The organism is Variovorax sp. WS11 (assembly GCF_010499245.1).
GTDB lineage: Bacteria > Pseudomonadota > Gammaproteobacteria > Burkholderiales > Burkholderiaceae_C > Variovorax.
Map to the genome: position 1 here is coordinate 3,128,139 of NZ_JAAGOW010000001.1, position 20,115 is coordinate 3,148,253.

The window sequence follows — 20,115 nt, forward strand, 5'->3', positions numbered from 1 at the left end:
GCGACTCGAGCGATGCGAATGGCGCCGTGCTGCTGGAGATGCGCGGCATCACCAAGACCTTCCCCGGCGTGAACGCGCTGGACAACGTCAACCTCGCCGTGCGCGCGGCGCAGATCCATGCCGTGGTGGGCGAGAACGGGGCCGGCAAGTCCACGCTGATGAAGGTGCTCAGCGGCGTCTATCCCTGCGACTCCTATGCCGGCGAGATCCACTTCGACGGCGAGCTCAGGCGCTTCCGCGGCATCGCCGACAGCGAGGCGCTGGGCATCATCATCATCCACCAGGAGCTGGCGCTGGTGCCCCTGCTGTCGATCGCCGAGAACATCTTCCTGGGCAACGAGACGGCGCAGCGCGGCATCATCGACTGGAGCGAGTCCTGGCGCCGCACGCGCGAGCTGCTCGCCAAGGTGGGCCTGAAGGAGCTGCCGACCACGCTGATCACCGACCTGGGCGTGGGCAAGCAGCAGCTGGTCGAGATCGCCAAGGCGCTGTCCAAGCGCGTGCGCCTCTTGATCCTGGACGAGCCCACCGCGAGCCTCAACGAGAGCGACAGCGACGCGCTGCTGGCACTGTTGCTGGAGCTCAAGGCGCAGGGCATCGCCTCGATCCTGATCTCGCACAAGCTCAACGAGATCGCCAAGGTGGCCGATGCCATCACCGTGCTGCGCGACGGCAGCACGGTCGAGACCATCGACTGCCGGCGCGAGCCGATCAGCGAGGACCGCATCATCCGCGGCATGGTCGGGCGCGACATGGCGCACCGCTACCCGCAGCGCACGCCGCGCATCGGCGAGCGCGTGCTGGAGGTCAGCAACTGGCGGGTACACCACGCGCTGCACGCCGACCGCGAGCAGATCAAGGGCGTGGACCTGCACGTGTGCCGCGGCGAGATCGTCGGCATCGCGGGGCTGATGGGCGCGGGGCGCACCGAGTTCGCGATGAGCGTGTTCGGCCGCTCCTACGGCCAGCGCATCAGCGGCACGGTGCGCATGCACGGCAAGGAGGTCGACGTCGGCACCATCCGCAAGGCCATCGACCACGGCATCGCCTACGTCACCGAGGACCGCAAGGGCGCCGGCCTGGTGCTGGAGGAGGACATCCGCACCAACATCAGCCTGGCCAACCTGGAGGCCGTGTCGAATGCGATGGTGATCGACGAGGCGCGCGAGTACAAGGTGGCCAGCGACTACCGCAAGGCGCTGCGCATCCGCAGCGCCGATGTGTACCAGCAGGTGGTCAACCTGTCGGGCGGCAACCAGCAGAAGGTGGTGCTGAGCAAGTGGCTCTTCGCCAAGCCGGAGCTGCTGATCCTCGACGAGCCGACGCGCGGCATCGACGTCGGCGCCAAGTACGAGATCTACACCATCATCGACCAGCTCGCGAGCGAGGGCAAAGGCATCTTGATGATCTCTTCCGAAATGCCGGAGCTGCTGGGGATGTGCGACCGGATCTATGTGATGAACGAGGGACGCTTCGTCGCCGAATACCCGGTGGCGGAGGCCTCGCAGGAGCGCATCATGCGCGCAATCGTGAACTCGGGAGGTGGCGTCCATGGCCAATGAATTGCAGGCGGCCGAGGCCGCGCCGGGCGCGGAGGTCGCGGCCGCGAAGGCCACCATCCACCCGGGCTTCCTGAAGAGCAACCTGCGCGAGTACGGCATGCTGATCTCGCTGGTCGCGATCATGGTGCTGTTCCAGGTGCTCACCGAGGGCACGCTGATGCAGCCGCTCAACCTCACGAACCTGGTTCTGCAGAACAGCTACATCGTGATCATGGCGCTCGGCATGCTGCTGGTGATCGTGGCCGGCCACATCGACCTGTCGGTGGGCTCGGTGTGCGGCTTCATCGGCGCGCTGGCGGCGGTGCTGATGGTGGAGTACGAGTGGCATTTCGTCCCCACCTTCCTCGCCTGCCTGATCGCGGGCGGCGCGATCGGCGCGGCGCAGGGCTGGTTCGTCGCCTACTTCCGCATCCCGTCCTTCATCGTCACGCTGGCGGGCATGCTGGTGTTCAAGGGGCTGTCGCTGGCGCTCTTGGCGGGGCAGTCGGTCGGGCCCTTCCCGGTGGCGTTCCAGCGGCTGAGCTCGGGCTTCATTCCCGAAGCGCTGGCCACCGACGGACTGCGGCTCACTTCTCTGCTGCTGGGCGCGCTGGCGGCGGCGGCGCTGGTGTTCTTCAAGCTGCGCGGGCGCGCCCAGCTGGCGCGGCACGGCATGGAGGCGGAGCCCTTCGCCTTCTTCCTGCTGAAGAACGTCATCTTCGCGGCCATCATCCTGTTCTTCAGCTGGCTGCTGGCCTCGTACAAGGGGCTGCCCAACGTGCTGATCGTGATGGCGGTGCTGATCGTGGCCTACGACTTCGTCACCACCCGCACGACGGTCGGGCGCCGCATCTACGCGCTCGGCGGCAACGAGAAAGCGGCGCGGCTGTCGGGCATCAAGACGCAGCGCCTGGCCTTTCTTGCCTTCGTCAACATGGGCGTGCTGGCCGCGCTGGCGGGGCTGGTGTTCGCGGCGCGCCTCAACACCGCCACGCCCAAGGCAGGGCTGGGCTTCGAGCTCGACGTGATCGCGGCCTGCTTCATCGGCGGCGCCTCGGCTTCGGGCGGCGTCGGCAAGGTGATGGGCGCGGTGATCGGCGCCTTCGTGATGGGCGTGATGAACAACGGCATGTCCATCCTCGGCATCGGCATCGACTATCAGCAGGTCATCAAGGGGCTGGTGTTGCTGGCGGCGGTGTTCATCGATGTCTACAACAAGAACAAGTGAGGCCCTGGCGATGCAGCCTGTCCTGGAGCTCGAGGGGATTCGCAAGCAGTTCGCCGGCGTCGACGCGCTGCGCGACGTGCAGCTGCGGCTGTACCCGGGCGAGATCCACGCGCTCATGGGGCAGAACGGCGCGGGCAAGTCCACCCTCATCAAGGTGCTGACAGGCGCGCTGCCTTCCGGCGGCGGCACGATGCGGCTGGGCGGCGAGGCGATTCAACCGGCCTCGCCGCTGGAGGCACAGAAGCTGGGCATCAGCACCGTCTACCAGGAAGTCAACCTCTGCCCCAACCTCTCGGTGGCCGAGAACGTGTTCGCCGGGCGCTATCCCCGGCGCGGCGCGGTCGAGGGCTTTCGCATCGACTGGTCGGCGGTGCACCGGCGTGCGCGCGACCTGCTGGCACGCATCGGGCTGGACATCGATGTCTCGCGCCTGCTGTCGAGCTACCCGGTCGCCGTGCAGCAGATGGTCGCGATCGCGCGCGCGCTCGGCGTGTCCGCCAAGGTGCTGATCCTCGACGAGCCGACCTCCAGCCTCGACGAGGACGAGGTTCGCAAGCTCTTCGAGGTGCTGCGCCGGCTGCGCGACGAAGGCCTGGCGATCGTCTTCGTCACCCACTTCCTGAACCAGGTGTATGCAGTGTCGGACCGCATCACCGTGCTGCGCAACGGCACGTGGGTCGGCGAATGGCGGGCCAGCGAGCTGGGCCCGCAGGCGCTGATTGCCGCGATGCTCGGGCGCGAGCTGGCGGCACAGTCGGCGCGGCCGGCGGCCCTGCCGGCCGTGGCCATCGACGCGCCCGCGCTGCTGGAGGTGCAGGGGCTGGGCCAGTCGGGGCAGCTGCAGCCGGTGGACCTGCGCGTGCGGGCGGGCGAGATCGTGGGCCTGGCCGGCCTGCTGGGCGCCGGGCGCACGGAACTGGCGCGGCTGCTCTTCGGGCTGGAGGCGCCGGACCGCGGGCAGCTGCGCATCGACGGCGAGCTGGTGCGCTTCGCGAGCCCCGCCGATGCGATCCGCCACGGACTCGCGCTGTGCCCGGAAGAGCGCAAGACCGACGGCATCGTCGCCGAGCTGTCGCTGCGCGAGAACATCGCGCTCGCACTGCAGGCGCGGCTGGGTGCGCGCCGCTTCCTGTCGCGCGCCGAGCAGACCGCGCTGGCCGAACGCTACGTGACCGCGCTGGACATCAAGGCGGCGAGCGTGGAGACGTCCGTCGGCCTGCTCTCCGGCGGCAACCAGCAGAAGGCCATCATCGCGCGCTGGCTCGCCACCGAGCCGCGGCTCCTGATCCTCGATGAGCCGACGCGTGGCATCGACGTCGCAGCCAAGCAGGAAATCATGACGCAGATCCTGCGCCTCGCGAAGGCCGGCATGGCGGTGCTCTTCATCTCGTCGGAGATGAGCGAGGTGGTGCGCGTGGCGCATCGCATCGTGGTGCTGCGGGACCGCGCCAAGGTCGGCGAGCTGCCCGCGGGCAGCAGCGAAGACGAAGTGTGCGAACTGATTGCGGCCACGCCATGAGCCGCCGGGCCGTTCCCAAGGCGAATAGCACCGTAGCCAAAGGCGAAGGTATTCCAGTGAGCACCACTCCCTCTTCCAACTTCTTTGCGACGGCCTTGCGCCACCGCCTCGCGTGGCCGCTGCTCACGCTGGTGCTGCTGCTCGCGCTCAACGCGGGCTTCAACCCGGGCTTCCTGCACCTCGAATGGCGCGAGGGGCACCTCTACGGCAGCCTGATCGACATCCTCAACCGCGCGGCGCCGCTGGTGCTGGTATCGCTGGGCATGACGCTGGTGATCGCCACCCGCGGCATCGACATCTCGGTGGGCGCGGTGATGGCCATCGCCGCGGCACTCGCCGCCTGGATGATCGGCGGCTCGGTCTCGGGCAACGTCAGCCGCTTCCCGATGCCGGTGGCGATCGTGGCGGCGATCGGCATCGCGCTGGTCTGCGGGCTGTGGAACGGCCTCTTGGTCGCGCGCGTGGGCATGCAGCCCATCATCGCCACGCTGATCCTGATGGTGGCCGGGCGCGGCATCGCGCAGCTCATCACGGGCGGGCAGATCATCACCATCTACTACCAGCCCTTCTTCTTCCTCGGCAGCGGCTACTTGCTGGGCCTGCCCTTCTCGCTCTTCGTGGTGGCGCTGGTCTTCGTTGCGCTGTACCTCGCGATCACGCGCACCGCGCTCGGCCTGTTCATCCAGGCCGTGGGCATCAACCCGACGGCGGCGCGCGTGGCCGGCGTGCAGGCGCGGCGGCTGGTGGTGGGCGCCTATGCCTTCTGCGGCGCCTGTGCGGGTGTCGCCGGGCTCCTGATCAGCTCGAACGTGAAAAGCGCGGACGGCAACAACGCCGGGCAGCTGCTCGAGCTCGACGCGATCCTGGCCGTCACGCTGGGCGGCACCGCGCTGACGGGCGGACGCTTCAGCCTGGTAGGCAGCGTGATCGGCGCGCTCATCATCCAGACGCTGACCTATGCGATCTATTCGCTGGGCGTGCCGCCCGAGATCAACCTGGTGGTGAAGGCGGTGGTGGTGTTCGCGGTGATGCTGCTGCAGTCGCCGGAGTTCCGCGCCACCCTGGGCCAACTGGTGCGGCGCCCGGCGCTCGAGGGAGCGCAACGATGAGCGCGGTGATGGACAAGCGCGAAGCAGCCGCGACCGGCACTGTCCCGGGCGCCGCGCATCGCCCGCGCTTCAATCCCAAGTACCTGCCGTTGGCCGCCACCGTCTCGCTCTTCGTGATGATGGCCGCGCTCGGCTCGGTGCTCTACGACGGCTTCTTCTCGGCGCAGGTCTTTCTCAACCTGCTGATCGACAACGCCTTCCTGATCGTCGTGGCGATCGGCATGACCTTCGTGATCCTCTCTGGCGGGATCGACCTGTCGGTGGGCTCGGTGATCGCGCTCACCACCATGGTCTCGGCATCGCTGGTGGAGAAGCATGGCTGGAATCCGGCGGCGGTCATCCCGCTCGTGCTGCTGATGGGCACGGCCTTCGGCGGGGTGATGGGCGTGCTGATCGAGCGCTTTCGGCTGCAGCCCTTCATCGTCACGCTGGCGGGCATGTTCCTGGCGCGGGGGCTTTGCTACCTCATCAGCATCGACTCGATCAGCATCACCAACGAGTTCTATTCCTCGGTTTCGCAGCTGCGCATTCCGGTGGGCTTCGACGCCTCGCTGTCGATCAGCGCGGTGATCGCGCTCGTCGTGCTGGCCGTCGCAGTGTTCGTCGCGCACTGGACGCCCTTCGGCCGCACCGTCTACGCGATCGGCGGCAGCGAGCATTCGGCCATGCTGATGGGCCTGCCGGTGCGCTCCACGCTGGTGGGCGTGTATGCGCTCTCGGGCTGCTGCTCGGCGCTGGCCGGCGTCATCTTCACCTTCTACATGCTCTCGGGCTACGGCCTGCACGCCATGGGGCTGGAGCTCGACGCGATCGCGGCCGTGGTCATCGGCGGCACGCTGCTGACCGGCGGCGTGGGCTATGTGGCCGGCACGCTGTTCGGCGTGCTCACGCTCGGGATCATCCAGACCCTGATCGCCTTCGACGGCACGCTGAGCTCCTGGTGGACGCGCATCGTGGTGGGCGCCTTGCTCTTCTTCTTCTGCCTGCTGCAGCGCTTCTTCACGGCGCGCGCGCCGCGGCGCTGAGTCCCTCCAACAACGTTCCCGAGAAAGCCGCTTCATGCCGGATGCTCCCAAGAAACTACGTTCCGCCCAATGGTTCGGCCCGGCCGACAAGAACGGCTTCATGTACCGCAGCTGGATGAAGAACCAGGGCATCCCCGACCACGAGTTCGACGGCCGTCCCATCGTGGGCATCTGCAACACCTGGTCGGAACTCACGCCCTGCAACGCGCACTTTCGCAAGATCGCCGAGCATGTGAAGCGCGGCATCTCTGAGGCGGGCGGCTTCCCCGTCGAGTTCCCCGTGTTCTCCAACGGCGAGTCCAACCTGCGGCCCACTGCGATGCTGACGCGCAACCTCGCCAGCATGGACGTGGAGGAGGCGATCCGCGGCAACCCCATCGATGCCGTGGTGCTGCTCACCGGCTGCGACAAGACCACGCCCGCGCTGCTGATGGGCGCGGCCAGCTGCGACATCCCCGCCATCGTCGTGACCGGCGGACCCATGCTCAACGGCAAGCTCGAGGGCCGCGACATCGGCTCGGGCACGGCCGTGTGGCAGCTGCACGAATCACTGAAGGCGGGCGAGATCGGCCTCCACCAGTTCCTCGCGGCCGAGGGCGGCATGTCGCGCTCGGCCGGCACCTGCAACACCATGGGCACGGCCTCGACCATGGCCTGCATGGCCGAGGCGCTGGGCACCTCGCTGCCGCACAACGCGGCGATCCCGGCCGTGGACGCGCGCCGCTACGTGCTGGCGCAGATGTCGGGCGCCCGCGCCGTGGCGATGGCGCGCGAGGGGCTGACGCTGTCGAAGATCCTCACGCGCGAGGCCTTCGAGAACGCGATCCGCGTCAACGCGGCGATCGGCGGCTCGACCAACGCGGTGATCCACCTGAAGGCCATCGCGGGCCGCATCGGCGTCGAGCTGGAGCTGGAGGACTGGACGCGCATCGGCCGCGGCACGCCCACCATCGTCGACCTGATGCCCTCGGGGCGCTTCCTGATGGAGGAGTTCTACTACGCGGGCGGCCTGCCGGCGGTGCTGCGCCGGCTCGGCGAGGCGGGCCTGCTGCCGCATCCCGGCGCGCTCACCGTCAACGGCCACTCGCTCTGGGACAACGTGCGCGAGGCGCCCAGCTACAACGACGAGGTGATCCGCCCGCTCGACCGGCCGCTGATGGACGACGGCAGCATCCGTATCCTGCGCGGCAACCTGTCGCCGCGCGGCGCGGTGCTCAAGCCCTCGGCCGCCACGCCCGAGCTGCTCCAGCATCGCGGGCGCGCGGTGGTGTTCGAGGACTTCGACCACTACAAGCAGCGCATCGGCGACGAGTCGCTGGACGTCGACGCCAGCTCGGTGCTGGTGATGAAGAACTGCGGACCCAGGGGCTACCCCGGCATGGCCGAGGTCGGCAACATGGGCCTGCCGCCCAAGCTGCTGCGCCAGGGCATCAAGGACATGGTGCGCATCTCCGACGCCCGCATGAGCGGCACGGCCTATGGCACGGTGGTGCTGCACGTCGCGCCCGAGGCGGCAGCCGGCGGCCCGCTTGCGGCGGTGCGCGACGGCGACTGGATCGAGCTGGACTGCGAGGCGGGCCGGCTGCACCTGGACATCAGCGACGAGGAGCTGGCCGCGCGCCTGGCGGTGTTGGCCGCGCCGGCCGAGGCGGTGCCTGCGGCCGCGAAGGCGCGGGGCGGCTACCAGCGCCTCTACATCGACCATGTGCTGCAGGCCGACGAAGGCTGCGACTTCGACTTCCTGGTGGGTTGCCGCGGGGCCGAGGTGCCGCGGCACTCCCACTGATCCCACCCCATCTCCTGGACCCTGCATGACGCTCGACAACCCCCGCCACCGCGGCATCTACCCGGTGGCGCCCACCACCTTCACCGAATCGGGCGAGCTCGACCTCGCGAGCCAGAAGCGCTGCATCGACTTCATGATCGATGCCGGCTCCGACGGCATCTGCATCCTGGCGAACTTCTCCGAACAGTTCCTGCTGTCGGACGAGGAGCGCGAGGTGCTCACGCGCACCGTGCTCGAACATGTCGCGGGCCGCGTGCCGGTGATCGTCACCACCACGCACACCAGCACCCGCGTCTGCGCCCAGCGCAGCCGGCGCGCGCAGGACATGGGCGCCGCGATGGTGATGGTGATGCCGCCCTACCACGGCGCCACCTTCCGCTGCGTCGAGCCGCAGATCCAGGCCTTCTACGCGGGCATCTCCGACGCCATCGACATCCCCATCATGATCCAGGACGCGCCCGCGAGCGGCACGGCCTTGTCGGCGCCGTTCCTCGCGCGCCTAGCGATGGAGGTCGAGCACGTGGCCTACTTCAAGATCGAGACCGCCGGCGCGGCGTCGAAGCTGCGCGAGCTGATCCGCCTGGGCGGCCAGGCCATCGAAGGACCGTGGGACGGCGAGGAAGCGATCACGCTGCTGCCCGACCTCGACGCCGGCGCCACCGGCTCGATGACGGGGGGCGGCTATCCGGACGGCATCCGTCCCATCATCGAGGCGCATCGCAACGGCGACCGCGAGCGTGCGTATGCGCTCTACGAGCGCTGGCTGCCGCTCATCAACTACGAGAACCGGCAGGCCGGCTTCCTGGCCGCGAAGGCGCTGATGAAGGAGGGCGGCGTGATCGCCTGCGAGGCGCCGCGGCAGCCGTGGCCGGCGCTGCATCCGGACACGCGCAAGGGGCTGATCGAGACGGCGAAGCGGCTCGATCCGATGGTGCTGCGCTGGGGGCGTTGACGAGGTATCGTGCCGGGCTAGCATGAGCGCGAAAGGCCCTGACATGACCTACCAGCTCCACTACTGGCCCACCATCCAGGGCCGCGGCGAATTCGTGCGGCTCGCGCTCGAGGCGGCCGGTGCCGAGTACGTCGACGTTGCGCGCGAGCCGCCGGGCAAGGGCGGCGGGGAGTCCGCACTGGCGCAGCGGCTGAGCGACCCCGGTAATCCGCGCGCTTCCTTCGCGCCGCCCTTCCTGGTCGACGGCGATGTCGTGGTCGGCCAGACCGCCGCGATCCTGCTCTACCTGGGGGCACGCCTGGGCCTCGCCGGCATCGGCGAGCGCGACGGGCTGTGGACGCACCAACTGCAGCTCACCATCGCCGACGTGGTGGCCGAGGCGCACGATACGCATCATCCGATTTCCGTCGGCGACTACTACGAGGACCAGCGCGAAGCTGCGCAGGCGCGCGCCAAGTGCTTTCGCGAGGAGCGCATTCCGAAGTATCTCGATTGGTTCGAGCGCGTGCTGCAGCGCAACCCGGCGGGGGACGTGCATCTGGTTGGAGACAGCTTGACCTATGCCGATCTGTCGCTGTTCCAGCTTGTGGCGGGGCTGCGCTATGCCTTTCCCAAGGCCGCGGCGCGCGCATTGGGGCGCACGCCGGCGGTGGTGAAGCTGCATGCCAACGTCGCGCGGCGGCAGCGGGTGCGGGAGTACCTGCAGAGCGCGCGGCGGATTGCGTTTAATGAGGAGGGGATCTTCAGGTGTTATCCAGAGCTGGATGGTTGAGAGGGCTTGGGGCTCATGGTGCTTCAAGGGGCAAGGTGAGTTTTGACTGCGAGGGTGAGGGATCGTCCGGCGGGTCCAGCCTGAAGGTAATGGGCTGACGAAGCCGCACCTTGACCGGTGTGCCACGGTAGGTGTGAGGGCGGAATTTCCATCGACTGACGGCACTGACTGCCGCGTCTGCCAGGAGTTTGTGTGGCTCGCCGATGACGGTCGTCCGAGCCACATTGCCGCGCTCATCGACTTCCAACTCGACGATGACTCTTCCTTTAATGCCTGTTCGCCTCGCCTCCTCCGGATACTGGGAAGGCACTCCGTGCAAGATTCGAGTTGGCTGGTCCAGTCCAAGCGCGCCCTCTCCTGGAGCGGATTCTTCCAGGAGTGCTGCTGCAGCTTGTTCAAAGCTCAGGAACTTGGACCCTCCTATTGAATGCGTCGGAGGCTTGCTTGTGCAGCCAGCCAGCAAGGAGGTAAGTATGAGGGGGAGCAGTAAAGGTCGCATCGCAGATGATCTTTTTTTTATGGGCAACCGAATGTCAGCTGCTCGTTGATCCGGGTATGTTCGCCCCAGGTGTGCGCAGGAGGCCCACTACTTGTCGTCAAAACCCAAGCAGGCGGTCACCAGCGGTTTCATGGGCGGCCGATCCAACGTTTGCAGAAACGGCTGAATGGCACTGGCACTTTGGCGCAAGGAATCATCCTCGTTCAGGCAGACCTTTGAGCCATTCGCGTAGTAGGTGCGCGCCAGCCGATCGAAGCCGTCGTAGGTGTGCACGGTCAGGTTGTTCCTGGCGTCCTTGATGTTCTGCACGTAGTCGGCCGCGACCGTGGCGCCGCTCTGGGCGGAGGCCAGGTGGTTGGCGGCGTTGTAGCCGGCGGCGCTGGCGAGGTCGATGCCGCTCTTGAAGGTGTGGGGCTTGTAGCTGGGGTCAAAGACGACCCAGCTGCCGTTGATCTTGGCCTTGACCCAGATGTGCTCGAAGGACACGTCGGTCAATGCGGCCACGGTGCCGGGGCAGCTGCCGGCGCTGGTGGCGTTGATCTCGTAGACGGGGATCTGGGCCTGGCCGAGAAGGGACAGGACGCCGCAGGCGTTGGCGGTGCTCACGCCCCACCACTCGGCCAGCTGCGCGGCGCTGAGCTTGGCGATGCCGCGCACGTAGTTGGCCTCGAAGCCGGAGGCGCGCAGGAGTTCGACCATGAGCATCGCCTGATCGTGGGCGGTGGCCTGGTTGTCCAGTACCGAACCGAGGGGGCCTTTTTGCGATCCGAAGACGGGGTAGTACTCGATGGCGTTGCGGACGTACTGGTAGATGAGGTCGGGGTGGTGGCGCAAGGAGCGCGCGAGCTCGGCGATGGAGGCCGGGCCCAGCGCGCTGGCGTCGCCGGAGATCTTCATGGCGGAGGCCATGGTCGAAGTCGATGTCGAAACCGTCGCCGAGGTCTTGCTGGTCTTGGGGGCCGCGGTGACGCCTTGATTGACGTTGGCCGGAAGCACTCTGGCCTTGAGGACACGCTGGGCGTCGGCGAAGCTGACCGGGGGCATGTTGGCGCGCAGGACGCCGGGTGCGGGGGCGAACTCGCTGGTGCTGCCGGGTGCAGTAGCACCGCGGGCGGAGGCGCCGGACTCCTTGGCACCGTCCTTGAGGGCCTCGCGCCGCACCGGGTCCTTGGCCGTGGGAAGGTCATCCGGCAGGTAGCGCAGGGCGGGCTGGCCGCTGGCGAAGTTCAGCGAACTGCCCGAACCCGCGGTGGCGTTGGAAGATGAACGCTGGCTGGCGTTGGCATTGACGGCGGGAACGCCGAGGGCGACGGCAGGCGATGCCGCCTTGCGAGCCACGCCGCTCTGGATTTGCGCGGCAGCGATGCCGCCTGCAAGCGATGTGGCAACGGCCACGACAACGGCGCAGGCGCGCGCGAGCTTGGACATGGGAATTCCCCAGTTTTTTATGGAAAAGGAAATGAGCAGCCCTGCCCTCCAGGGCCGGGGCCGCGACAGCGCGCCGACGCTACGGCGTGGTGGTCACCACCGAGGTGCGATTGCCCCCGGGGTCGTAGCTGTAGGTGATCGTCGTGGTGGCGCTGCCGTTGCTGTAGACGGTGCTGGCCAATCGGCCCAGGGCGTCATACGCGAAGCTCACGGAGCCGGCGTGGGCCGCGAGAGCCGCGGCGCACAGGCCAGCGGCGAGGACGGTGCGGAACGGAATCCGGATCGATACACGGCGATCGGATGGCATCGACGTGCGCGAACTCGATGCGTGCGCTGGCGATGCAGCGGGACTTATATTTCTCATGGGGCCCCTGGCTTCTTGATGTGGCGCGGACTGTAGCCGAGCCAGGGGCGAATCAAATACTCGTTTTTTGTCGCGCAAAGGTTACCCGCTCGCCTCGTTCATGCACGACGCAAGACTCACAGGAGGCTCGTCAAATGTGACTCGCCTTCAGTGTGCGAAGAGTGGCCGCGGAGGGCGGAGATGGAGCCCGAAACCCGAGTCAGCGCTCGTCTTCGCGCAGCCGCAGCGCCAGTTCATAGAGCGCATTGCGCGGCGCGCCGCTGATCTCTGCCGCAAGGCGCACCGCACTCTTCAGGGGCAATTCGCCCAGCAGCAGGCGCAGCACGCGCTCGCCCTCAGCGCTGTCGTCCGGCGGGGCAAGCAAGGGATGCAGCACCAGCGCAAATTCGCCGCGCGTGCGGTCGCGGCTGGCAGCCAGCCAGGCGGGCAGCGCCGCGGCGGCCGTCGTGGCGATCTCCTCGAATTGCTTGGTGAGCTCGCGCCCCACCGTCACGCGGCGTTCGCCCAATGCTGCGAGCGCGCGCGCCAGGGCCTCGATGCGATGCGGCGCCTCCAGTAGCAGCACGCTGCGCGGCTCGGTGGCGAGCGCCTGCACGGCGGTATCGCGCTCGCCGGCCTTGGTGGGCAGGAAGCCGGCGAAGACGAAGGCGCTCTCGGCATCGCCTGCCGCAACCAGGCCCGCGGCCGCGATCAGGGTGGTCACGCTGCTGGCGCCGGGCAACGGCAGCACGCGCAGGCCGGCGTCGCGCACGGCGGCAGCGAGGCGCGCGCCGGGGTCGCTGACGCCGGGCGTGCCGGCATCGCTGACGTAGGCGATGCGCTCGCCGGCTACCAGGCGCGCGACCACGCCCTGCGCCGCCTCGGCCTCGTTGTGCTGGTGCAGCGCAAAGAGCTGCGCCGAAGGCCGCTCGATGCCGTAGGCGCGCAGCAGGCTCTGCGTGTGGCGCGTGTCCTCGCAGGCCACTGCGTCGACGATCTGCAGCACGTGGAGGGCGCGCAGCGTGATATCGGCCAGGTTGCCGATCGGCGTGGCGACCACGTAGAGCGCGCCTTCGGGATAATGCTGCGCGCCCGCGGCCTCGCGCGCAGCCTGCAGGGCCGCGGCGAAGGAGGCGGGGACAAGGGAGGTCAAGCGTGTTTCTCCAGAACAAGAAGGTGGCCGGGGCCACCACCAAGCAGCGCGGCGACGCGGCCGAAGCGGCCGCGCTCGCGCATCTGCAGGCGGGCGGCCTGGTGCTGGTCGCGCGCAATTATCGAACTCCGGGCCGCGGGGGCGGCGAGATCGACCTGATCATGCGCGACCCGCGCGACGGCACCCTGGTGTTCGTCGAGGTGCGCCAGCGCGCCAGCGCGAGCCATGGCGGCGCGGCCTCCAGCATCACGGGTGTGAAGCAGCGGCGCATCGTGTTCGCGGCGCGGCACTACCTGAGCCGCCTGCGCACGCTGCCGCCCTGCCGGTTCGACGTGGTGCTGGTCGAAGCGCGCATCGAATGGATTCGGGCCGCCTTCGACGCGTTGATATCGTCCGGGTACCCTGGCCGCTCGACGCATTCAACGGGGGCAATAACCTTTTGTTGCGCCCCCCGCAGTTATCATCCCGCCCCATGCTCGAGCAACGGATCCAGCAGCACTTCATCGACAGCGCAGACCTCAAGTACCAGGCCGGCCCGCTTCTCAGCAAACCGATCTCGCAGGCCATGCAAGCACTGCTCGCCTGCGTCACCAGTGGCGGGAAGATCCTCGCCTGCGGCGCGGGCGTCTCGGGCTTGTTGGCGGCGCAATTCGCCGCGCAGTTCGTCGGCCGCTTCGAACGCGATCGTCCCGGGCTCGGCGCCATCGCGCTGCCGCTCGATGCCATCGACCCCGCCGCCGACACGGCCGAGGTCGGCGACCCCGACCGTTTTGCGCGTCAGGTGCGTGCGCTGGGGCAGGGCGGCGACGTGCTGCTGGCCCTCAGCGCCAGCGGCCAGTCGGCGGCCGTGCTGGCCGCGGTCGAGGCGGCGCACATGCGCGACATGACCGTCGTGGCGCTGCTGGGCAATGCCGCGGGCGGCGGCGCCAGCAGCAGCAATCCCGGCGGCGCCGTCGGGCGCGCCTTGCGCGAAACCGATGTCCAGGTCTGCGTGCCGCACGAGCGCGCGGCGCGCATCCACGAAGTCCACCTGCTCGTGCTGCACTGCCTGTGCGACGGCGTGGACGCCCAGTTACTCGGAGAACAGGAAGGTTCCATATGACGACGACATCCCTCCGGCGCCTCGCGCTGGCTCTGGCCGCGGGCACCGCCCTGGCCGCCGGCCTCTCTGCCTGCGTGCCGCTGGTGGTCGGCGGCGCCGCGGTGGTCGGCGCGGGCATGGTGGCGACCGATCGCCGCAGCTCGGGCGCGCAGGTCGACGACCAGGGCATCGAGCTGCGCGCGAGCGCGCGGGTGCGCGAGATCGCCAACGACCAGATGTACGTCAGCGTCACCAGCTTCAACCGCCAGGTGCTGCTGACCGGCGCGGTGGGCAACGAGGCCGACCGGCGCCGCGTCGAGGACGTGGTGCGCCGCGTGGACAACGTGCGCTCGGTGGTCAACGAGCTGACGATCGGGCCGCCGAGCACCTTCCAGCAGCGCTCCAGCGACACCTTGATCGTCGGGAAGATCAAGGCCTCGCTGCTCGACGCCAAGGACGTCTTCGCCAACTCCTTCAAGGTCGTCGTGGACCGCGGGACGGTCTACCTGATGGGCCTGGCCACGCGCCGCGAGACCGATCGCGCCACCGACATCGCACGCGGCGTTTCGGGCGTGGAGAAGGTGGTGCGCGTGGTCGAGATCGTCAGTGAGGCGGAGCTGGCCGGCCAGCCGCAGCAGGGGGGCACCGGCCCTGCGTCGGGCTCGCGCTCGAACGTGCCGCTGCCGCCGATGGAGCCGCTGCCGCCCGCCGGCTCTTCGCAGCCGTCCGGCGGCGCAGGTGCGATCGCCACCCCCGTCCGATAGGGGATTCCAGGAACACCGCGGATCCGGCTTTGCCGGGCCGCTGGTGTTGCCCCCGGAAGGGCTGAAGGCCGCGGCTCCAAGCCTGCCTGCGCAGGCTTGGACGGCCTGAAGGGCAAGGCCTCTGGCCGCAGCGCGTTTGGCGGACCACACGAAGCGGGGGAGCCTGGGGGAGAGCTTATTTCAGCCGCGTGATCAGGCTCGAGGTGTCCCAGCGCTGCCCGCCGGCCTGCTGCACGGCGGCATAGAACTGGTCCACCAGCGCGGTGACCGGCAGCTGCGCGCCGTTGCGCCTGGCCTCGTCGAGCACCAGGCCGAGGTCCTTGCGCATCCAGTCGACGGCAAAGCCGAAGTCGAACTTGCCCTCGACCATGGTCTTGCCACGGTTGTCCATCTGCCAGCTCTGCGCGGCGCCCTTGCCGATCACGGCCAGCACCTCGTTCATGTCCAGGCCGGCACGCTGGCCGAAGGCGATCGCCTCCGACAGGCCCTGCACCAGGCCGGCGATCGCGATCTGATTGACCATCTTTGCGAGCTGGCCGGCGCCGCTGTCGCCGAGCCGGGTGACGGCGCGCGCGAAGGCGGCGATCACCGGCTTGGCACGCTCGAAGGCCGCCGCATCGCCGCCGCACATCACGGTCAGCACCCCGTTCTGCGCGCCGGCCTGGCCGCCGGAGACCGGGGCATCGATGAACTGCAGGCCGCGTTCGAGCGCAGCCTTGGACAGCTCACGCGCCACGTCAGCCGAGGCGGTGGTGTGGTCGACGAAGACCGCGCCTCGGGCCATGCCGGCGAAGGCACCGTCCTCGCCCAGCACCACCGAGCGCAGGTCGTCGTCGTTGCCGACGCAGCTGAACACGATGTCGGCGCCGGCCGCGGCTTCGCGCGGGGTGGGCGCGTGGCGCAGGCTGCCCTTGGCCTGGGCGCCGAACTCCTGCTGCCAGGCGGCGGACTTCGCGGCCGTGCGGTTGTAGACCGCGACGCTGTGGCCGGCCAGGGCGAGGTGCCCGGCCATGGGGTAGCCCATCACGCCGAGGCCGAGGAAGGCGACCTTGTGCGCCGGGATGGGGTCGTAGGTTTTGGGGTTGAGGCTGCTCATGAGGGCGAGCTTATCGCCCCTCGCCGCCTCGCCGCGTTCAGACGATCGCGAAGTGCTCGGTGCCCGCCGAGAGGTCGGTGGTGCGTGCGCGCTGGCTGTTGAGCTTGATCTGCAGCCGCAGGTCGTTGGCCGAGTCGGCGTTGCGCAGCGCATCCTCGAAGGAAATCATGTTGGTCTCGAACAGGTCGAACAGCGCCTGGTCGAAGGTCTGCATGCCGAGGTTGCGGCTCTTCTTCATGATCTCCTTGATCTCGCCCACCTCGCCCTTGAAGATCATGTCGCTGATCAGCGGCGTGTTCAGCAGGATCTCCACCGCGGCGACGCGCCCGTGGCCGTCCTCGGTGGGAATGAGGCGCTGCGAGATCAGCGAGCGCAGGTTGAGCGACAGGTCCATCAGCAGCTGGGCCCGGCGCTCCTCGGGGAAGAAGTTGATGATGCGGTCCAGCGCCTGGTTGGCGCTGTTGGCGTGCAGCGTGGCCATGCACAGGTGGCCGGTCTCGGCGAAGGCCACGGCATGCTCCATGGTCTCGCGGTCGCGGATCTCGCCCATCAGGATGACGTCGGGCGCCTGGCGCAGCGTGTTCTTGAGCGCGGCTTCCCAGCTGTCGGTGTCGATGCCCACCTCGCGCTGCGTCACCACGCAGTTCTTGTGCGGGTGCACGAATTCCACCGGGTCTTCGACCGTCACGATGTGGCCGAAGGAGTTGTCGTTGCGCCAGTCGATCATCGCGGCCAGCGTGGTCGACTTGCCCGAGCCGGTGGCGCCCACCAGGATGCACAGGCCGCGCTTGGTCATCGATACGTCCTTCAGCACCTGGGGCATGCCCAGCCCGTCGATGGTGGGCAGCGTGGCCGGAATGGTCCGCAGCACCATGCCCACCTTGCCCTGCTGCACGAAGGCGTTGACGCGGAAGCGGCCGATGCCGGTGGGCGAGATCGCGAAGTTGCACTCCTTGCTGCGCTCGAACTCGGCGGTCTGCCGATCGTTCATGATCGAGCGCGTGAGCGCCAGCGTGTGCTGCGCGCCCAGGGCCTGCTGCGACACCTTGGTGACCTTGCCGTCGATCTTGATCGCGGGTGGGAAGTCGGCGGTGATGAACAGGTCGCTGCCGTTGCGGCTCACCATGAGCTTGAGCAGTTCGTTGATGAACTGGCTGGCTTGATCGCGTTCCATGTCGGTACTCCGGTGCGGGAAGGCTCGTTCAGCCTGGGAAATTCTCGGGGATCTTCGCCTTGCCGCGTGCCTCGGCGGCCGAAATGACATTGCGCCGCACGAGGTCCGTCAGGCACTGGTCCAGCGTCTGCATGCCCTGGCCGCTGCCGGTCTGGATCGACGAGTACATCTGCGCCACCTTGCCCTCGCGGATCAGGTTGCGGATGGCCGAGGTGCCCAGCATGATCTCGTGCGCCGCCACCCGGCCCTGGCCGTCCTTGGTCTTGCACAGGGTCTGCGAGATCACCGCCTGCAGCGACTCGGACAGCATGGCGCGGATCATTTCCTTCTCCTCGCCGGGGAACACGTCGATGACCCGGTCGATGGTCTTGGCGGCCGATGAGGTGTGCAGGGTGCCGAACACCAGGTGGCCGGTCTCGGCCGCGGTCATCGCGAGACGGATGGTTTCCAGGTCGCGCATTTCGCCGACCAGGATCGCGTCCGGGTCCTCGCGCAGCGCCGAGCGCAGCGCGTTGGCGAAGGACAGGGTCATCGGCCCGACCTCGCGCTGGTTGATCAGGCACTTCTTCGACTCGTGCACGAACTCGATCGGGTCCTCCACCGTCAGGATGTGGCCGTACTCGGTTTCGTTGAGGAAGTTGACCATCGCAGCCAGCGTGGTGGACTTGCCCGAGCCGGTCGGGCCGGTCACCAGCACCAGGCCGCGGGGCTTGAGCGCGAGGTCGCCGAAAATCTTGGGCGCGTTCAGCTGCTCCAGCGTGAGGATCTTCGAGGGAATGGTCCGGAACACTGCCGCCGCGCCGCGGGCTTGGTTGAAGGCATTCACGCGGAAGCGGGCGAGGCCGTCGATCTCGAAGGAGAAGTCGACCTCCAGGAACTCTTCGTAGTGCTTGCGGTGCGTGTCGCTCATGATGTCGTACACCATGGCATGCACCGCCTTGTGGTCGAGGGCGTCGACGTTGATGCGCCGCACGTCGCCATGGACGCGGATCATGGGAGGCAGCCCGGACGACAGATGCAGGTCCGAGGCCTTGTTCTTCACGCTGAAGGCAAGCAGTTGGGTGATATCCACGAAGTTCCTCGGTGACGTTTTGATACGTTTTGATGATTATGACGATGATTGGTGACAAGCTCCAGCAAGTTCAGGCCCGAATCGTGACGGCATGCACGGCAGCCGGCCGAGACCCGGCGAGCGTGCGCTTGCTTGCGGTGTCCAAGACCTTCCCGGCCGAGGCGGTGCGCGAGGCCCGTGCCGCCGGCCAGATTGCCTTCGGCGAGAACTACGTGCAAGAGGGGGTGGCCAAGATCGAGGGCTTGTCCGACCTGCGCGCCGGGCTCGAATGGCACTGCATTGGCCCTCTGCAGAGCAACAAGACACGGCCGGTGGCGGCGCATTTCGACTGGGTGCACAGCATCGACCGACTCAAGATCGCCGAGCGCCTGGCCGAGCAGCGGCCGGCGGAATTGCCGCCGCTGCAGGTCTGCCTGCAGGTCAATGTGGACGCCGGCGCCAACAAGTCCGGCGTGTCCCCCGGGGAAACACTGGCCCTGGCGCGGGCTGTTGCGGCCTTGCCACGCTTGCGACTGCGCGGGCTGATGGCGATCCCCGAGCCGGTGCCGGACTTCGAGGCGCAGCGGGCACTGTTCCTGCGAGCCGCGGCCGTCTTCGAGGAGATGCGTGGCGCGGGCCTCGAGGTCGACACGCTGTCGCTGGGCATGTCCGCGGATCTCGAAGCGGCCATTGCGGCCGGCAGCACGATGGTGCGCATCGGCACCGCGATCTTCGGCGGGCGCGGGTAGTGGGAAACCGGGGCGCATCTCGCGCCCGGGGGGCAATCCCGAGCGCCGTGCGGCCTACTTGACGAGGGCGTTCCCGAGCACGAACACGAAGGCCGTCACGGGAAGACAGAAGATCAGAAACAGCAGGCCGGCACCGAAGGAGCGCAGCCGCGAGAGCCGGTTCAGCTGCCGGTAGGCGCCCCAGCCGGCAAAAATCCACGCGAGCATCGCGCCGAAGCCGGCGATCTGCACCGGCAGCGACAGCCTGTAGGCTGGACTGGCGATCAATCGCTGGAGGTTTTCATGCAGGAAGGTGGCCAGCTTGCCGGCGTGAGTGGCGTCGTGCATCTCCTTGAGCAGTTCAGGGTCGCCGGCCCTGAGGGTGCCCATCGTGCCCAGGTAAAGACCGGTCGCGAGCAGCAGGAGAATGCCTGCGTAGTAGAAGTGGATGGTCAGGAATTGCTGGAGCCCGCTCCTTGCGCCCGCAATGCGCCAGGCCAGGTAGAGCGCCACGCCGTAGGCCACGACGTACACGAAGGCGAAAACCGCATCGGCGCCGAGCTCGAGCAAGGGGTCGCCCCGGCTCAGCGGCATCTTCAAAACCCAGCCGATCGCAAAGGAAACGGCGAGGAAGACCAGGGCCTTCTGCATCGCCGACGCATCGCCGGACAGACGCTCGGCGATGAAGCGCTTGGGGCCCGTCAGCAGAGGAAGCAGCGCTTCGAAGTAGGCCGGGACCAATCCTGCGAGTCGTTCAAGAATCTCTTTCATGCGTCGCCCTCTTGGTGGGATCCGGGTCCAAGACAGGTGGCGCATGGGCATCGCGCCGCCGGAAATTGTGCGCGCGCGCCGGCTTGCCGCAAGCG

18 protein-coding genes and 1 pseudogene are annotated in these 20,115 nt (G+C 68.2%); 12 read left to right on the top strand and 7 right to left on the bottom strand.

The genetic code is table 11. The annotated features are described in order from the left end of the window. The first annotated feature begins 38 nt into the window (after positions 1-38). The 8 genes from mmsA to GXN78_RS15510 are packed head-to-tail and all read left to right on the top strand — an operon-like array spanning position 39 to position 9,932. On the top strand, positions 39-1,562 hold the full coding sequence (mmsA, locus tag GXN78_RS15475) for a multiple monosaccharide ABC transporter ATP-binding protein (RefSeq protein ID WP_106556468.1): 1,524 nt from the start codon (positions 39-41) through the stop codon (positions 1,560-1,562). Further along, entirely contained in the window at positions 1,552-2,769 is a 1,218-nt protein-coding gene (gene mmsB / locus GXN78_RS15480) for a multiple monosaccharide ABC transporter permease (protein ID WP_106556467.1), read from the top strand. Before mmsA ends, mmsB begins: the two co-directional genes overlap by 11 nt. A gap of 10 nt (positions 2,770-2,779) precedes the next feature. Then, positions 2,780-4,288: a sugar ABC transporter ATP-binding protein gene (locus GXN78_RS15485; RefSeq protein ID WP_239142726.1), complete on the top strand. Its 1,509-nt coding sequence runs from the start codon at positions 2,780-2,782 to the stop codon at positions 4,286-4,288. Between the two features lie 50 nt (positions 4,289-4,338). After that, the gene (locus GXN78_RS15490; protein WP_106556466.1) at positions 4,339-5,397 is read left to right on the top strand and encodes an ABC transporter permease; all 1,059 of its coding nucleotides are present in this window, start codon (positions 4,339-4,341) and stop codon (positions 5,395-5,397) included. An 8-nt stretch (positions 5,398-5,405) separates the two neighbouring features. Beyond that, a complete protein-coding gene (gene yjfF, locus GXN78_RS15495) occupies positions 5,406-6,422 on the top strand; it encodes a galactofuranose ABC transporter, permease protein YjfF (protein ID WP_239142727.1) in 1,017 nt (338 codons plus the stop codon). A 34-nt stretch (positions 6,423-6,456) separates the two neighbouring features. Further along, positions 6,457-8,208, top strand: coding sequence for an IlvD/Edd family dehydratase (locus GXN78_RS15500; protein WP_106556447.1), 1,752 nt, complete (start codon positions 6,457-6,459; stop codon positions 8,206-8,208). A gap of 25 nt (positions 8,209-8,233) precedes the next feature. Beyond that, positions 8,234-9,160 carry a dihydrodipicolinate synthase family protein gene (locus GXN78_RS15505; protein ID WP_106556446.1) on the top strand — a complete coding sequence of 309 codons (927 nt, stop codon included), beginning with the start codon at positions 8,234-8,236 and terminating at the stop codon, positions 9,158-9,160. Positions 9,161-9,203: 43 nt separating this feature from the next. After that, positions 9,204-9,932: a glutathione S-transferase gene (locus GXN78_RS15510; protein WP_106556445.1), complete on the top strand. Its 729-nt coding sequence runs from the start codon at positions 9,204-9,206 to the stop codon at positions 9,930-9,932. Positions 9,933-10,518: 586 nt separating this feature from the next. Here the strand turns inward: GXN78_RS15510 and GXN78_RS15520 are convergent. The 3 genes from GXN78_RS15520 to rsmI form a co-directional block, all read right to left on the bottom strand. Further along, positions 10,519-11,859, bottom strand: coding sequence for a transglutaminase domain-containing protein (locus GXN78_RS15520; RefSeq protein WP_106556443.1), 1,341 nt, complete (start codon positions 11,857-11,859; stop codon positions 10,519-10,521). Positions 11,860-11,938: 79 nt separating this feature from the next. Continuing rightward, positions 11,939-12,166 (bottom strand): RHS repeat domain-containing protein, encoded by a 228-nt coding sequence (locus GXN78_RS15525; RefSeq protein ID WP_106556442.1) that lies wholly within the window; start codon positions 12,164-12,166, stop codon positions 11,939-11,941. Positions 12,167-12,422: 256 nt separating this feature from the next. Next, entirely contained in the window at positions 12,423-13,355 is a 933-nt protein-coding gene (gene rsmI, locus GXN78_RS15530) for a 16S rRNA (cytidine(1402)-2'-O)-methyltransferase (protein WP_106556441.1), read from the bottom strand. Between the two features lie 23 nt (positions 13,356-13,378). Here rsmI and GXN78_RS15535 point away from each other — a divergent pair. The 3 genes and pseudogenes from GXN78_RS15535 to GXN78_RS15545 all read left to right on the top strand — a co-directional run. After that, positions 13,379-13,738: pseudogene (locus tag GXN78_RS15535) on the top strand (YraN family protein); the annotation flags it as partial. Between the two features lie 89 nt (positions 13,739-13,827). Continuing rightward, positions 13,828-14,457 (top strand): SIS domain-containing protein, encoded by a 630-nt coding sequence (locus GXN78_RS15540; RefSeq protein ID WP_106556440.1) that lies wholly within the window; start codon positions 13,828-13,830, stop codon positions 14,455-14,457. After that, positions 14,454-15,200, top strand: a complete 747-nt coding sequence (locus tag GXN78_RS15545; RefSeq protein WP_106556439.1) for a BON domain-containing protein — start codon at positions 14,454-14,456, stop codon at positions 15,198-15,200. The genes GXN78_RS15540 and GXN78_RS15545 overlap by 4 nt, the downstream gene beginning before the upstream one ends. A gap of 175 nt (positions 15,201-15,375) precedes the next feature. On the opposite strand, the gene GXN78_RS15550 is transcribed toward GXN78_RS15545, so the two are convergent. The 3 genes from GXN78_RS15550 to GXN78_RS15560 are packed head-to-tail and all read right to left on the bottom strand — an operon-like array spanning position 15,376 to position 18,542. Then, the gene (locus GXN78_RS15550; RefSeq protein WP_106556438.1) at positions 15,376-16,296 is read right to left on the bottom strand and encodes an NAD(P)-dependent oxidoreductase; all 921 of its coding nucleotides are present in this window, start codon (positions 16,294-16,296) and stop codon (positions 15,376-15,378) included. A 37-nt stretch (positions 16,297-16,333) separates the two neighbouring features. Continuing rightward, positions 16,334-17,470, bottom strand: a complete 1,137-nt coding sequence (locus GXN78_RS15555) for a PilT/PilU family type 4a pilus ATPase (RefSeq protein WP_106556437.1) — start codon at positions 17,468-17,470, stop codon at positions 16,334-16,336. A 28-nt stretch (positions 17,471-17,498) separates the two neighbouring features. Beyond that, the gene (locus tag GXN78_RS15560) at positions 17,499-18,542 is read right to left on the bottom strand and encodes a type IV pilus twitching motility protein PilT (protein WP_106556436.1); all 1,044 of its coding nucleotides are present in this window, start codon (positions 18,540-18,542) and stop codon (positions 17,499-17,501) included. A gap of 38 nt (positions 18,543-18,580) precedes the next feature. Here GXN78_RS15560 and GXN78_RS15565 point away from each other — a divergent pair, with 38 nt between their 5' ends. Beyond that, on the top strand, positions 18,581-19,270 hold the full coding sequence (locus GXN78_RS15565; RefSeq protein ID WP_106556435.1) for a YggS family pyridoxal phosphate-dependent enzyme: 690 nt from the start codon (positions 18,581-18,583) through the stop codon (positions 19,268-19,270). Positions 19,271-19,324: 54 nt separating this feature from the next. Here the strand turns inward: GXN78_RS15565 and GXN78_RS15570 are convergent, their stop codons facing one another. After that, positions 19,325-20,020, bottom strand: coding sequence for a hypothetical protein (locus GXN78_RS15570; protein ID WP_146163032.1), 696 nt, complete (start codon positions 20,018-20,020; stop codon positions 19,325-19,327). Positions 20,021-20,115 lie beyond the last annotated feature (95 nt).

Coding starts and splice junctions, on each gene's coding strand:
- GXN78_RS15505 (WP_106556446.1), top strand. CDS start 8,234: ATGACGCTCGACAACCCCCGCCACCGCGGCATCTACCCGGTGGCGCCC.
- GXN78_RS15500 (WP_106556447.1), top strand. CDS start 6,457: ATGCCGGATGCTCCCAAGAAACTACGTTCCGCCCAATGGTTCGGCCCG.
- GXN78_RS15545 (WP_106556439.1), top strand. CDS start 14,454: ATGACGACGACATCCCTCCGGCGCCTCGCGCTGGCTCTGGCCGCGGGC.
- GXN78_RS15540 (WP_106556440.1), top strand. CDS start 13,828: ATGCTCGAGCAACGGATCCAGCAGCACTTCATCGACAGCGCAGACCTC.
- GXN78_RS15520 (WP_106556443.1), bottom strand. CDS start 11,859: ATGTCCAAGCTCGCGCGCGCCTGCGCCGTTGTCGTGGCCGTTGCCACA.
- GXN78_RS15510 (WP_106556445.1), top strand. CDS start 9,204: ATGACCTACCAGCTCCACTACTGGCCCACCATCCAGGGCCGCGGCGAA.
- GXN78_RS15570 (WP_146163032.1), bottom strand. CDS start 20,020: ATGAAAGAGATTCTTGAACGACTCGCAGGATTGGTCCCGGCCTACTTC.
- GXN78_RS15550 (WP_106556438.1), bottom strand. CDS start 16,296: ATGAGCAGCCTCAACCCCAAAACCTACGACCCCATCCCGGCGCACAAG.
- GXN78_RS15525 (WP_106556442.1), bottom strand. CDS start 12,166: ATGCCATCCGATCGCCGTGTATCGATCCGGATTCCGTTCCGCACCGTC.
- mmsB (WP_106556467.1), top strand. CDS start 1,552: ATGGCCAATGAATTGCAGGCGGCCGAGGCCGCGCCGGGCGCGGAGGTC.
- yjfF (WP_239142727.1), top strand. CDS start 5,406: ATGGACAAGCGCGAAGCAGCCGCGACCGGCACTGTCCCGGGCGCCGCG.
- GXN78_RS15565 (WP_106556435.1), top strand. CDS start 18,581: ATGACGATGATTGGTGACAAGCTCCAGCAAGTTCAGGCCCGAATCGTG.
- GXN78_RS15485 (WP_239142726.1), top strand. CDS start 2,780: ATGCAGCCTGTCCTGGAGCTCGAGGGGATTCGCAAGCAGTTCGCCGGC.
- GXN78_RS15555 (WP_106556437.1), bottom strand. CDS start 17,470: ATGGAACGCGATCAAGCCAGCCAGTTCATCAACGAACTGCTCAAGCTC.
- mmsA (WP_106556468.1), top strand. CDS start 39: ATGCGCGGCATCACCAAGACCTTCCCCGGCGTGAACGCGCTGGACAAC.